Source organism: Myxococcaceae bacterium (genome assembly GCA_016000045.1).
Classification (GTDB): domain Bacteria; phylum Myxococcota; class UBA727; order UBA727; family JABDBI01; genus AER2-1.
Genome location: JAECQY010000003.1, coordinates 29,393 through 43,120 on the forward strand (window position 1 = coordinate 29,393; position 13,728 = coordinate 43,120).

Below are 13,728 nucleotides of genomic sequence, written 5' to 3' on the forward strand. Positions count from 1 at the left end.
ATTTTTTAGAAGGTTTAGGTACCCAAGTGAGCCCTTTCCAATCTCAAACGCCCTTAACTCGAACAAGCTCTGGAGAAGTAAAGAGTGCTAGGGTGGACTGGGTTCTGAAGAGGAGAAAAATGGTTTCTAGATGTCTGCTGGTTGCTTGTTTGGGAGCTCTGGCTGTTTCGAGTTTAGCCGGTATGGTGAATTTGACTTCCGTGGACGCTGCTACCTCGGCTTCTTGGGTGCAGCTGTTTGAAAATCGTTTGCTCACTCGAGCGGATGCCCAAGCTTTATCATTGAGCGGCATCCGAGGAGTTTTAGAGGCCTTAGCGCCTCAAATCAAAGCGCAGCCCGGTTACACGGGGATCTTTATCGCAAATTGCTCGCTGTACGTGAATACGATTCTCGAACGAGTGAGTTGCAATATCAGTTCTCCAGAAGCGGCGGTGCTAAGCGTGGCCCCTCTTTTGACGAATCAGACGCGTTTGCCTTGGGACTACGCCTACGAAATTACGCGGAGTCACATTGTGCTGGTGAATGCATGGGTAGACTGGACGGGTCGATTGGCGTTGTATGACGAAGACTATGCGATTGCGGCCTACCCACGAATCGCGACCTGCAGTGCATCGATCACGCATACGGAGACAAACCCGAGCCTGACGGAGGCTCCGAGCGCTTCGCTCACCCAAAGCCACCGTGTAAGCGAATCGCTGAGCCCGAGTAGAAGTCCGAGTCTTTCACCAAGTGTTTCCGGTACACGAACTCTTGAACCGATTTTGACGCGAACGGAAAGCGACGATGGGAGCATGAGCGACACGAACAGTCGAAGCCAGATCCTCAGCGCGAGCCCGAGTCTTTCACCAAGTGTTTCCGGTACACGAACTCTTGAACCGACTTTGACGCGAACGGAAAGCGACGATGGGAGCATGAGTGACACGAACAGTCGAAGCCAGACCCTCAGCGCGAGTCCGAGTCCTGAGCCCAGTCGATCATCGACCCAGACCGGCAGCTGCGCCAAGACGTTGAGCAGCAGCTCAAGTCTCAGCCTTTCGCCGAACCTTAGTTGGACAGAATCCGCCACTCCCAGCGAAGATCCAAGTTCCAGTGTAACTCTATACAATGGTCTCTTTGCCGCCTGGCATCGAAGTACCGGAGTCTATGCGGATGGCACGAGCCAACCGACTCGCTATTCGACGAGCAACGGCGTGGTAACGGATGCTCTAACAGGCTTGCAATGGCAACTAAGTCCAAGTGCGTCCGTGATGAGTTGGGGCAATGGGGTCTCTTCCTGCGCGGCTGCTTCTACCGGAGGCTATTCGGATTGGAGGCTTCCGAATAACGTGGAGTTACTCACCTTGGTGGACTATACGATTGCTTCTACAGGCTCGACGCCTGGAATCAACGCGGTGTTTTCGGGGACTCCTTTGAACTATTTTTACACATCGACGCCTTTAGTAGGTTCTGCCAGCAAAAATCCATGGTGGGTGAGCTTTGGCCAGAATGCTTGTTATTCGGGTTTTCTGGAGAGCTTGGAATATAACCCGAGTTGTACGCCTGCGGTAGCTTCTCAGGGTTACGTTCGTTGTGTTCGATCGCCTTCAGAGGCACCTCTTCCTTTGAACCGATATACGATTGAAAGTGGCGCGGCATTAGGGACGGTGACCGATCAGGTCACGGGTTTGATTTGGCAGAAGGTAGCGCCTACCAGCGGGGGTCCGAATGGTAACGGGCTTTATACTCAATCGCAGGCTATCGCCTACTGCAGCAGTCTGAATCTAGGCGGTTCTGGAGCGGGAACGTGGCGCTTACCAACAAACCGAGAGCTACAAACGCTGGTGGATTACAGCAAGGCCTATGGAAGCTTGATGATGGATACGACGGTGTTTTCGGGGGAACCGGCGAGCGGGTTTTGGTCGTCTCTGGTTGAATCCGCGTCCCGCGAATGGGGTGTACATTTCGGTGTTGGCCTTGTCTACACGAGTTACTTTACTAATACTTACTTTGTCCGTTGTGTGCGTTGAAAACGGGGATTTTAACCGATTAAGCCTGCATGAGCATTGATAGATGTCGCGACTACATCCTTTAGCGGCCCTTCCGGATACCTATTTGTCAGCTATGATTGACAAAAATAAAATTGTCTTGTACGATCGACAGCGTGTTAAGCGAAATAGATTTGATGGAAATTTTAAATGATTGGAGCTTTTGGGAAAAAGCGCCTTCTACAGCCGATGTGCATCGAGATGTCGAACTACCCAAAAGTTTATCCGCAGATTTGGTATTAATTATCCAAGGGGTACGCCGTGGAGGTAAATCGACTTTACTGCAGCAAATACCAGCTCACTACCAGTTTAGTTTAGCAAACTGCTATTATTGCAATTTTGAAGATCCGCGTCTTATCAATTGTTTGAACCACGAACTACTGGGAGATATTGTACGAATCGCCCGGAAAGATAGACCCACCAACGAGCCATGCTATTTCTTCTTTGATGAGATCCAACATGTGTTTGCCTGGGAAAAATGGCTGCACATGCAGCTAGAAAGGCCAAAGCATAATTACTTTGTTGTCACAGGTTCAAGTTCTGTATTGCTCAGTGGGGAGTTTGATTCAGCTCTTACAGGGCGTCACAGAACACTCCAATTATATCCATTTTCGTTTAGGGAATATTTAAAATTGTTTCCAGAGCGAATGCTTGAGTCTTATTTGATGAGCGGAGGATTTCCTAGGACACTGACTCATGGTGAGCCCAAACTCTTGTTGCAGGAATATTTTAATGACATCCTTTTAAGAGATGTATTAAGGCGTGTTGGAGCTCGATCTGTTGATCCGATTAAACAAGTTGCTAAATTGGCGTTTGATACTTGTGGGTCACAATTAAGCTACAGAAAAATCGCTGCCATCACTCATTTAACTGTAGAAACGGTTCAAAACCATCTGTTGGCTTGTGAACAGGCTTATCTACTATTTAATTGTTCTTTTTTTGCATTCTCGGAAAAGAAACGTTTGAGCCGCCATAAAAAATTCTACCCCATTGATCCTGGTCTACGAACTGCAGTCACCAGCAACACAAGTCGTGATTACGGCAAAGCACTCGAGCAGCTTGTCTTTTTGAAATTAAAACAACAGTGTGATCAGGTGTACTACTGGGAATCGCCTTTGGGAGGCGAAGTGGATTTTGTTACGGTCTCTGGAGATACAATCACGCCTTATCAAGTCACCTGGCAGGAAGCGAAGCCCAGGCACGAGAAAGCACTGGGTAGCTTCTATGAATCATTTCCACAGGCGAACGAAGCCATAATCATTCAGCAACAGAATGCGGCTGACTTTCTATTAGGTCCTTAGATACTGAAAAAAACGAACCAACCGTGTTTTTACCCGTAAACCGCACACCATTATCTGTCAGAATCGTGTGGATTTTGTAAGGCACCGTGTTGAACTGGGCTTGCATGCTGGTGAGCGCGAATGTAACTTCCATCGATGAGTACCTACTCCGGAAAAATGCCTCCCAGAGCTCTTTGGATACCCAATAAAGAGTTTCAATTTGTGAAACTATATCAGTGACGCGGGATTTATCCAGGTATTGCTCAAGCCTGTTTACGCCTGTAGAAACTAATTGATTTTATGAGGTATCGCAATGAATCTACGAAATGTGATGTTGGTAGGATTTCACCTGGTATTTTGTTTGACCCAGGCTCAAGCTCAGTCGTCTGTATTTTTGGGAGCCACTCATCTTTTTAGGCCATGGGATGGCTACCAGGCGATTGCCAAGTCCATTACAGATTCTGTTAGACAGACTCATGATATTGAGAAAGAAGCGAGGACTAGAAAACCATACCGCGATCTTTTCAAAAAACCTCAATCTGAGCTCGAAAGGTTGATTGCCCTAAGAGGAGATCGAATCACTGATCTGTGTAGTAGGCTTCAAGACAGAAGACGTACGATTCAATCGCCAGAGAATCTTAAGCTAGGCGAATCAGACAATTATGTGAGCCTGCTGTTAGAGCTGGCGCGGCTTTTGGATCCCAGTCAATGGCGTGGATTACTTGTTTATGCAGCAAGCAGTACAGGGCATTTCCTCGGAGTCTTGGAGAATCCTGGCGATGATCTGAGGCCGGTTCCCATATCAACACAAATTCCTATGCCTGGCTTACTTGAAGCTCCGGGCTTACAAGAGCAAGGCTGCGGCGGACATCTGTGGGCAGAGGAGTCTGATAGCGGACGAGTGGTTCATGCGAATAGTGCAGACAAGCGGAAAAGGTATGTTTGTTTGGGGTGTCGTGAGCGTCTGATTTTTCGTAACGGTGAGGTCAATCGAGCACATTTTGCCCATCGTGGTGGTAGTTCGTGTGGCGGAGGGGCTCTTGAAACCTTTGCACATCGATTGGCAAAGCAGTACTTATCAGAGAATTTAGATAGGTGGCGATTTATTGAGCAATGCAGTGAATGCTCAGACCCACTGGGGGTTAGACAGTTTTCAAGTTTACAGGGCTTTTCTGCCCAAGAAGAGCGTTCTGTGGAACACCGGAAGATTGTTGATGTGATGGTGACTAAAAATGGGAAAGAGCATACCGCTTTGGAGGTCCATCATACGCATGCGGTTGACGCGGAAAAGTCAAACTTTCTGACCGAAAGAGGGATTACTTTAATTGAAGTCAACGCAACAGATGTGCTTAATGGATTCAACAACAACTCATTTACTGTGCGTTTTGATTCAACCGAAATCTGTCTCAAGTGTGAACAACGTAAGTGCAGACCCTGCAAGCAGTGCAATAAAGGGTTCCTTAAGACTGAATTGCATGAAATTGCCCCTGGCTCAGATTCTGAGTATCGATCAGATTTTGTGTGTGTGAGTTGCCGCGGAGAATGTCCTTGTTGCGGCGAGGGGATGACTAAAGATGATTTGAAACGTTGGAGGCGATGCTATGACTGCAATCAAAAGCGCAAAAGAGCGAGAGAAGAAGTGGATGCGACACTAAGAGCACAAAAAGTTCAGTTGGAAGAAGATGAATTAAATTTGCGTCGCAGGGTTACACTTGAAGAAAAACAGCGATTTGACAGTATTTCATATGAATTTAAGAAGCCAGAAAGAGAAAGAAAACACCAGCAAGAGATTGAAAATCAAGCCAAGCGAATATTAGCTCAAAATCGGGTTAATCTTTCCGCGCAGTTTCGTGAAAAAGAAGATGTTAAAGCGATCAAAGCTGGAGCGCGGTGGGATCCAGAGAAGAAGACTTGGTATTGCCCAGTAGCCAGTATGAAGGCTTACGAGCGCTGGTTACAGCATCTCGACAGAGAAGTAGTGTCCAAGATTGAGGAACTGATTGCCAAAAGACAGACGAGGTAGTTGTATAGATGGTATCGGCCCCAATATCAGAGACCCATGAACAGCCAGACACAATCTGCTGGACTAAACAGGTGCTTTAATCTGAATAAAAGGGGGCGCTCCTTTGGAAAAGTTTCTTTTATTCCGCCAGTCTCATACGTGTTCGGACCTACTCATCCCCAATTTTAGGCAAACTCAAATTGAGGACACGCCCTAGGCAAATCCGCTTTTTTGTGTCAGGTTTCGAACCCATGATCAAGTTTAATGTAGGGGATAAAGTGGTCTACCCCGCGCATGGGGTTGCTGAGGTTATCAGCATCGAGGTCAGAGAGATGGGAGGGGATCCGCAAACCTTCTATGTCTTGAGCATTCTAGAGAACTCGATGCGGGTCATGGTTCCGACTCCGAACGTTGATCAGGTTGGCATGCGCGAAATTGTGTCCAGCCAAGAAGCGGATCAGGTTTTCGAGATTCTTAGAAAACGTGAAAAAGTTGTTGAATCGACGACTTGGAATCGAAGGCATCGAGAATACCTTGAAAAGATTAAATCGGGTTCCATCTTTGAAGTCGCTAAAGTCTTACGAGACTTGTACGTTTTGAGGGGAGATAAAGAACTCAGTTTTGGAGAGCGAAAAATTTTAGATACGGCCCGATCTTTATTGGTTCGAGAGCTCAGTTTATCGAAAGGAATTTCGCATGAGGAAGTGGAAACTAAGTTTCGGTCGATTTTTCGCTGTTAGCTTTTTAGCGGCTGGCTTGAGTTGGCTTTTATGGGACCGTGTTCCGAGCCTTGTTTATTTTTTTAACGGACATCCTACACAAATTGAAGGTGTTCTGGGGAATCGAGCAGGGGAGGTCTCCGGGTTTTTACCCGGCACCTTCTGGCTGGGTCCTATTGAAATTCGAAATGTTCTTGGGCAACCGTATTTTGTGGCAACCCAAAAGCCGCTGCAGCCATTTACACAAATAAAGCTCCACGGGCGCTTGGTTGATTTTGGCGAAGAAAGTCAATTTCGAACCGTTCGTCGCTTTTTTATTGAACGACTGGGCATGATAATCCCTGAGGGCGCTCAGCTCCTGCTGGTAGGAGAAGAACCCATGCAGCAGTGGCGTTACCCTATGCTATTTGGTCTGGCGTTTTTGGTTTTTGGGGTTGTTCTGATTCGCAATCTTTCAAAGCATTCTTGAAATTTCGAATGGCGCTACCAAGTCCTGTTGCAATCCCGGGTAGACGTTTTCCTCCAAATAGGAGAAGAACGATCGCAAATACCAGCATGAGTTCCCATGGGCCAACACCAAACATTTTCACCCCTTTAGACCTCGACTCAGAAGTCTTGCTCGCGCACGCTTTTCGTTGTGACAGGCTGGGCCTGCGGATGGCTTTGGCAGATTATCAAAATTTTGTAAAGCGCAGACAAACAGGAGAACCTGTGGCCTATATCACAGGGCATCGTGAATTCTACGGTTATGATTTTGAGGTCACGCCGGACGTTTTAATCCCGAGACCCGATACCGAGCTGCTGGTTGAAGCTGCACTCAAGCGTTTGCCAACCGATCGACCTTTACGCGTCATTGATGTTTGCACAGGCTCGGGTTGCGTAGGCATCGCTTTGGCACGAGAGCGTCCCAATCTCTCCGTGGTAGCCATTGATCTCAGTGCTGAGGCCGCTCAGGTAGCTCAACGTAATGCGCTTCGCCATCAGGTAGCACATCGAGTAGAAGTACGAGTAGGAAATTTACTGGATCCCGTTTTGGGCGAAGGGCCTTCATTTGACCTCTTGGTTGCGAATCCTCCTTATATTAAACCCGAAGCTTATCCTGTCTTAATGCCCGAAGTTCTAAATTTTGAGCCCCAAATGGCCTTGCTTGGTATGGGAGCCGAAGGTTTGGGGCATCATGAGCAAATCCTCCAGAAAGCTTGCAAGGTATTAAAAAAAGGCGCTTTTGTTTTGATGGAAATCGGGTACGATCAAGGCCCATTTTTTGAAGGTATTGGTAAAGTTATGCAAGATCTTGCTGGGCAAGATCGGGTTGTGGAGATAGTCTGTGGATAAGCTTATAATTGAAGGTGGCAAGGTACTTGAAGGGGAAGTGAGCGTTTCGGGTTCGAAAAATGCGTCTTTACCGATTTTGGCAGCGACTCTTTTGGCCAGCGATGAAAGCATGGTTGAAAACGTACCGCACCTAGCGGATGTTGCCACTTCCGCGGAGTTGCTTTCCCGGTTAGGAGTTCGCATCACGGAAGATCAGGGCATCATGATTTTAGACGCTCGATCCATTTCGAGCCTAGAAGCCACTTACGATGTTGTCAGCAAAATGCGAGCTTCTGTACTCGTCTTAGGACCCTTGCTGGCGCGATTTGGAAAAGCAAAAGTTTCCCTACCAGGCGGATGTGCAATCGGTGCACGCCCCATCGATATGCACTTAAGCGGTCTTGAACAATTGGGCGCAAAAGTGACGCTCGAGCATGGTTACGTCGAAGCAGAAGCTCCTGCTGGTGGTTTGATTGGGAATCGTATCGTCTTTGATATCCCGAGTGTTGGAGCTACTGAAAATCTCATGATGGCGGCTTGTTTGGCTAAAGGAACAACCGTTTTAGAAAATGCGGCTCGAGAGCCTGAAATCGAAGAATTAGCGCAAGCGCTGAGTACCATGGGAGCTCGTATTTCTGGGGCAGGCAGCAGCATGATTCAGATTGAGGGCGTCCAAAACCTGAAGGGGATGCATCATCGAGTAGCGCCGGATCGTATTGAATCAGGAACTTTTATTGCCATTGCGGCTGCCACCCGAAGCAACTTGCTCATACGCAACATCCAACCAACGCATCTAAGCGCTGCTTTAGACTGTTTCCAAAAAGCAGGCTGTCGTTTTTCGGAAGAGCCCAACATGCTTCGCGTTATGGCACCGGATCGTTTGAAATCGGTCGATGTGCGAACCGAGCCTTACCCGGGTTTTCCAACGGATATGCAAGCTCAGTTTATGGCTTGCATGTCTCTTGCGGATGGAACGAGTCACATTGAAGAACATATTTGGGAAAATCGATTTATGCATACCCAAGAACTCTTGCGCATGGGCGCAGATATTTCGATGCATGGAAATCTGGCTGTGGTCAGAGGCGTTGCACAGCTGAGTGGGGCGCAGGTCATGGCAACGGATCTTCGGGCTTCTGCGAGTTTGATCATCGCCGCTTTGGCGGCAGAGGGTGTGAGCGAAGTTTCCAGAATCTATCACTTGGATAGAGGTTACGTGGCTCTAGAGAAAAAACTCTCGGCGCTGGGTGCTCGCATTCAGCGAGTAACTGACCAGGTTCGAACACAGGAAGATAAGCCGCCTGCTGAGGCGGCTAGCTTTAAGCTAAACGCAGATTATTGATCCAGCTCAATACAAAGCAAAGCTCCTGGTTGGTTACAAGCCATCTCTCGACTCGTCCATTGATCGCCATGCTTTCCTTGATTTCCATTTAGGTCAGCGGATCCGGATACCCAGTTGTTGCAAGTTCCATCTGTGCCAATTTCATAAATGGTCGCTTTCGAAACCCAAAATGGATCAAAGCCTATGCTGGCCCATGCTGCAATAGCATAGAAGTCGCTTCCACTATTGTTCGCTGTAGGGAAAAGAGGTCCAGAAATTTGTAGAGTTGGATCCGCTGCCAGGTAAATGTTTCGCGTTGCATCGAGCGCTTTGCCATTCGCTTGAGCTAAGAAATTGTAAGCAGATTTTGTTTTATCTCCCAAAACCGCCGCCCATTGCCCGCCATAGTTCAACGGAGCGCTATGGGCCAAATCATTGCAAATCTGGTTGGCATCCGCTTGGCTTGCAAAAGTTGTGGATGAAGAGTTTTGGTTGTATGCAGTGCCTGGCGTATAAGTGGAGTTCGTCAAAAAAGCATGACGGCTTCCAACACAAGCCCCATTGGTACAAATTTCATCAAATGGACAAGGACTGCCGGAGTTTCCACACCCACACGTGTTGTCCGTACAAGTATCCGAAGCCCCAGAACAAACAGCATTGTTACCGCATTGCCAGCCTTGAGTTGTCGAACAGCTATTCGCGGCTTTGTTGGCTGCAACATGATTGCAGGTACATTGGCTAGATACGCATTGTGTATTCGCTAAAGAGCAATCGCTATTGGAACCGCAGTAACATTGGTTCCCGTTCGCGGCAATCTGCCCACTGCCTGCAGCGGATTGACACGTTCCTAAATTGCCACAAGGGCCATTGTCTCGACACGAACGAACCGATTGGGCAGCACAAATACCGCTTTGGCAAGTTTGACCCGCGGCGCAGTTCGCATCGACTGTGCAGGTACATTGCCCAAGGGTGGTATTGCAAGTAGAACCCGTCAAACAAGCCGAATTTTTACCGCAGGTGCAATAATTCCCAGAGGCATTCGAGGTACAAGCGTTCGCAAGCTTGCTATCACAATTTGCAGCTGCTCCGCATTGACAATCACGAGTGATCGAGTTGCAGGTTCCAAGCCCGGCGCAAATTAAATCATCACGGCAAAGCTGAGTCGTCTGTTTTTGGCATACTTTTGCTCCGCAGACCAAAGATTGATCGCAATCTGTGTCTTGGGAACAAGAGTCTCCTACATTGCCGGGCGTTGTGCTTTTGCTACAACCGATTCCGCTGCTCAGCAAACAAGCGAGAACCAGTAACAATTTTAGTTTCATGATTTATCCTCCAATTGAAAAGCTTAACTCTGGCTTCGATTCGAATTCAAGCATACTCTTGATTTTACTTTGCGCTTACCCTATAGCGATGGGAATCGAATGGGAGATAGGTAAGCATGGCAGAGGCATTGTTAGACGGTCGAGTGACGCAGGTGATTGGCCCTGTGGTAGATGTGGAATTCCCCCCTGAATCACTGCCCAAAATCCTGACCGCCCTAACTCTTGAAAACAATCTCGTGCTTGAAGTCGCCCAACACGTCGGTGAAAACACGGTCCGCTGTGTGGCCATGGATTCCACAAATGGCTTGGTCAGAGGCGCTCAAGTACGCAACACAGGTGCTCCCATTCAAGTACCCGTGGGGAAAGCCACCCTGGGGCGCATCATGAACGTGATTGGTGAGCCGGTCGATGAACAAGGCCCCATCGAAAGCACTCAATTCAACTCCATTCACCGAGAACCACCCAGTTTTACCGAGCAAAGCACAGAGGTTAGCGTTCTCGAAACTGGTATCAAAGTTGTTGATCTACTCGCACCTTACGCTCGAGGCGGTAAAATCGGCCTGTTCGGGGGAGCTGGTGTCGGAAAGACCGTTCTGATCATGGAACTGATTAACAACATCGGTAAAGGCCATGGCGGTCTCTCTGTATTTGCAGGAGTCGGAGAACGAACCCGTGAAGGGCGTGACCTTTACAACGAGATGTGCGAATCCGGTGTGATTAAAATTAACGAAGAAACCGGCAAGGTCATTTCCGAGGAAAGTAAAGTGGCTTTGGTTTACGGCCAAATGAATGAGCCACCCGGAGCTCGTGCTCGTGTTGCGCTTTCGGGATTGACGGTTGCCGAGCATTTCCGCGATGAACATCACCAAGATGTGCTGCTTTTTGTGGACAATATCTTTCGGTTTACACAGGCAGGTTCCGAACTCTCTGCTTTACTCGGACGCATTCCTTCCGCTGTAGGTTATCAGCCTACCTTGGCGAATGAAATGGGAATGCTTCAGGAACGTATTACCACCACTAAAAACGGCTCCATTACCTCGGTTCAAGCCATTTATGTTCCTGCGGACGATTTGACCGACCCAGCACCTGCTACCACATTCGCGCATTTAGACGCTACGACCGTACTCAGTCGCTCCATCGCAGACTTGGGAATCTACCCCGCAGTCGATCCTCTTGATTCAACAAGTCGAATTTTATCGCCCGATATTTTGGGACAGGAACATTACGATGTCACTCGTAAGGTCCAATCGATTCTTCAACGCTACAAAGATTTGCAGGACATCATTGCGATCCTAGGGATGGATGAACTTTCGATCGAAGACAAACAAACCGTCGCACGAGCTCGAAAAGTTCAGCGTTTCTTATCACAACCGTTTCATGTGGCAGAAGTCTTTACGGGAAGTCCGGGTAAATACGTCAAGCTGGAAGATACCGTTCGGGGATTTAAAGAAATTATCGAGGGCAAATACGACGATATCCCAGAGCAAGCCTTTTATATGGTCGGAACCATCGAAGAGGCCTTGGAAAAGGCCAAAAAGTTATGATCGAATTAGAGGTCGTAACCCCTCAACGTTCACTTTTGAAAGTTTTATGCGAATCGGTGGCTTTACCGGGCCAACAAGGTGAATTTCAGGTCCTTGAAGGCCATACAGCTTGCCTCGTTGCTTTAAAGCCCGGAACTCTGGCTTATGGGGATCAAAGACTCATGGTCGCTTCAGGTTATGCGGAAGTAGACTCCAAACGTGTCACGGTCATTTGTGAAGGAGCTGCCTGGCCGCATGAAGTGGATCTTGCTTCTGAGAAAACGCTATTGGAACAATTGGAAGCGAAATTAGCCGATCGCCTCGTAGAAGACGAGCACGCATTGCGTGAAATTCAAGCTCAAATTGCCAGTGTTGCGGCTCGAATCCAAATAGTATAGACTCGAAAGATGTCTTTGCTATCGATTAAGAGAAAAAAAGCGATTCCTTTGAATCCGAGCTTTGAAGCGATGCCTCCGCTGGATGCATCACGCTTGGGAATCACTCCCGCTGCACTTCAAAAGCTTCAAAATTTACTCCTGGCAGAACCGGAAGCTTCTTACTTTCGCGTTGGGTTGCAGGGTGGGGGATGTTCAGGACTCAAGCCTTTGTTTGCGATTGAGAAGTTTGTTCGAGAAAGCGATCATGTGATCCAAGAGGATTCGGTCACAGTCTGCATCGACCCGCGCTCTATGGCGCTCTTGGGAGGTTCTTGGCTAGACTTTGACCAAGGCTTCAAAATTCAAAGTCCTGCTTTTAAAAGATCTTGCTCTTGCGGTGAGTCTTTTTCAGTGTAAGGTGGTTGGATGATTGGTTGCGGGGGGAGGATTTGAACCTCCGGCCTCCGGGTTATGAGCCCGACGAGCTACCGAGCTGCTCTACCCCGCGTTCGAAGTTGTTTCTAACAGGTTGTGCTGAAGTGTCAAGACCCAATCGCTCGAAAATGATTTCGAAAACGAAAAGACAAGTTCTCGATGGAACTGCGACCCTTCTTTGAACTCAATCTGAATACATTTTTCAGGAAGGGGATTCTGCAGATGATCCGGCCATTCGATGCACACAATCGCTTCAGCATCATCCAAAAGATTTTCAATCCCTAAATCCAGCAAGTCTAAGTTTTGAACGCGGTACAAATCCACATGGTGAACTCGTGGGTCCGTCGGGTAGGTATGCGCAAGCGCGTAGGTTGGGCTTCGCACAAGACACTTCGAATCAAATTGCCGAACGAGTCCACGCACCAAAGCGGTTTTACCGGCTCCTAGAGTTCCCTGAAGAGCCAAAGTGATCGGCGGTACCACGTGCTTTGCCAAGATTTCTCCTATCGCTTCCGTTTGTTCAGGAGATTCGCTGATCCATGAAAACTTCATGTTCAAGGTCTCCTGGGAAATTGCGAAAAATCCGGCTTGCGTTTCTCCAAGTAAGCCCGGTGACCTTCTTGCCCTTCTTCAGACATATAAAAGAGCATGGTAGCGCAACCTGCCAATTCTTGAAGGCCTGCTTGACCATCGCAATCTGCGTTCAAAGCCGCCTTGAGGCAGCGAATGGCCAAGGGGGAGTTGGCTAATATTTCCTGACACCAGCGATCGACCTCTTGATCGAGTTCAGCCAATGGAACGACTCGGTTGACAAGTCCCATCTGAAGGGCTTCTTCAGCGCTGTATTGCCTACATAAAAACCAAATTTCTCGCGCTTTTTTCTGCCCAACAATGCGCGCCATGTAGCTTGCGCCGTAACCTGCGTCAAACGAACCGACTTTGGGTCCGGTTTGGCCAAAAATGGCATTGTCCGCTGCAATCGTCAGATCGCACATCATGTGAAGCACGTGACCACCGCCGATGGCGTAACCTGCAACGCGGGCGATCACCGGTTTCGGACAAGTTCGAATCGCCCTTTGAAAGTCTAATATGTTCAACCGATGAACTCCCTCTTCATCTTCATAGCCCGCTTCTTTACGAACCCGTTGATCTCCCCCAGAGCAAAAGGCGAGGTCACCTGATCCGGTCAAAACAATGACTCCAATCGAAGCGTCTTCTCGAGCATTCTCTAGGGCTTCAGACATTTCCACGACCGTTCGAGGTCGAAATGCATTTCGAACCTCGGGCCGATTAATGGTAATACGAGCAACGCCGTTTGTTTTTTCATAAAGAATATCGGTGTAGATCTTCATCCCAAGCTCATAGCCTGGTCGTTTTTCCCAAGCAACTGGCTGCCATGCGATGAGCCCGAAAC

General features: G+C 48.3%; 14 protein-coding genes and 1 tRNA gene. 10 read left to right on the forward strand and 5 right to left on the reverse strand.

Going from position 1 to position 13,728, the window contains the following annotated elements; all coding sequences use genetic code 11:
- Positions 1-119: 119 nt before the first annotated feature.
- From I8H75_02190 to I8H75_02210, 5 genes are all read left to right on the forward strand, one after another.
- On the forward strand, positions 120-2,006 hold the full coding sequence (locus I8H75_02190; protein ID MBH2006146.1) for a DUF1566 domain-containing protein: 1,887 nt from the start codon (positions 120-122) through the stop codon (positions 2,004-2,006).
- Positions 2,007-2,140: 134 nt separating this feature from the next.
- Positions 2,141-3,325 (forward strand): ATP-binding protein, encoded by a 1,185-nt coding sequence (locus tag I8H75_02195; protein MBH2006147.1) that lies wholly within the window; start codon positions 2,141-2,143, stop codon positions 3,323-3,325.
- Between the two features lie 292 nt (positions 3,326-3,617).
- Complete coding sequence (locus I8H75_02200; protein ID MBH2006148.1) at positions 3,618-5,327, forward strand: hypothetical protein; 1,710 nt, start codon at positions 3,618-3,620, stop codon at positions 5,325-5,327.
- Between the two features lie 230 nt (positions 5,328-5,557).
- On the forward strand, positions 5,558-6,046 hold the full coding sequence (locus I8H75_02205) for a CarD family transcriptional regulator (protein ID MBH2006149.1): 489 nt from the start codon (positions 5,558-5,560) through the stop codon (positions 6,044-6,046).
- Entirely contained in the window at positions 6,003-6,494 is a 492-nt protein-coding gene (locus tag I8H75_02210; GenBank protein ID MBH2006150.1) for a hypothetical protein, read from the forward strand. The genes I8H75_02205 and I8H75_02210 overlap by 44 nt, the downstream gene beginning before the upstream one ends.
- On the opposite strand, the gene I8H75_02215 is transcribed toward I8H75_02210, so the two are convergent.
- Positions 6,424-6,609 carry a twin-arginine translocase TatA/TatE family subunit gene (locus I8H75_02215; GenBank protein MBH2006151.1) on the reverse strand — a complete coding sequence of 62 codons (186 nt, stop codon included), beginning with the start codon at positions 6,607-6,609 and terminating at the stop codon, positions 6,424-6,426. The two genes, I8H75_02210 and I8H75_02215, sit on opposite strands and share 71 nt — an antisense overlap.
- 73 nt (positions 6,610-6,682) lie before the next feature.
- Here I8H75_02215 and prmC point away from each other — a divergent pair, with 73 nt between their 5' ends.
- Positions 6,683-7,360 carry a peptide chain release factor N(5)-glutamine methyltransferase gene (prmC, locus tag I8H75_02220; GenBank protein MBH2006152.1) on the forward strand — a complete coding sequence of 226 codons (678 nt, stop codon included), beginning with the start codon at positions 6,683-6,685 and terminating at the stop codon, positions 7,358-7,360.
- The gene (gene murA / locus I8H75_02225; protein ID MBH2006153.1) at positions 7,353-8,678 is read left to right on the forward strand and encodes a UDP-N-acetylglucosamine 1-carboxyvinyltransferase; all 1,326 of its coding nucleotides are present in this window, start codon (positions 7,353-7,355) and stop codon (positions 8,676-8,678) included. The genes prmC and murA overlap by 8 nt, the downstream gene beginning before the upstream one ends.
- On the opposite strand, the gene I8H75_02230 is transcribed toward murA, so the two are convergent.
- Positions 8,672-9,979 carry a hypothetical protein gene (locus tag I8H75_02230; protein ID MBH2006154.1) on the reverse strand — a complete coding sequence of 436 codons (1,308 nt, stop codon included), beginning with the start codon at positions 9,977-9,979 and terminating at the stop codon, positions 8,672-8,674. The two genes, murA and I8H75_02230, sit on opposite strands and share 7 nt — an antisense overlap.
- Positions 9,980-10,095: 116 nt before the next feature.
- Between I8H75_02230 and atpD the strand changes: the two genes are divergently transcribed.
- From atpD to I8H75_02245, 3 genes are read left to right on the forward strand one after another with little or no spacing between them, the layout of a single operon-like run.
- The gene (atpD, locus tag I8H75_02235; GenBank protein MBH2006155.1) at positions 10,096-11,523 is read left to right on the forward strand and encodes a F0F1 ATP synthase subunit beta; all 1,428 of its coding nucleotides are present in this window, start codon (positions 10,096-10,098) and stop codon (positions 11,521-11,523) included.
- Entirely contained in the window at positions 11,520-11,900 is a 381-nt protein-coding gene (gene atpC, locus I8H75_02240; GenBank protein ID MBH2006156.1) for an ATP synthase F1 subunit epsilon, read from the forward strand. Before atpD ends, atpC begins: the two co-directional genes overlap by 4 nt.
- Positions 11,901-11,909: 9 nt before the next feature.
- A complete protein-coding gene (locus I8H75_02245; GenBank protein MBH2006157.1) occupies positions 11,910-12,296 on the forward strand; it encodes an iron-sulfur cluster assembly accessory protein in 387 nt (128 codons plus the stop codon).
- A 14-nt stretch (positions 12,297-12,310) separates the two neighbouring features.
- On the opposite strand, the gene I8H75_02250 is transcribed toward I8H75_02245, so the two are convergent.
- From I8H75_02250 to menB, 3 genes are all read right to left on the reverse strand, one after another.
- Positions 12,311-12,387: transfer RNA gene (locus tag I8H75_02250), tRNA-Met, on the reverse strand.
- Entirely contained in the window at positions 12,378-12,866 is a 489-nt protein-coding gene (gene tsaE / locus I8H75_02255) for a tRNA (adenosine(37)-N6)-threonylcarbamoyltransferase complex ATPase subunit type 1 TsaE (protein ID MBH2006158.1), read from the reverse strand. The genes I8H75_02250 and tsaE overlap by 10 nt, the downstream gene beginning before the upstream one ends.
- 2 nt (positions 12,867-12,868) lie before the next feature.
- Entirely contained in the window at positions 12,869-13,666 is a 798-nt protein-coding gene (menB, locus tag I8H75_02260) for a 1,4-dihydroxy-2-naphthoyl-CoA synthase (protein MBH2006159.1), read from the reverse strand.
- Positions 13,667-13,728: the final 62 nt, after the last annotated feature.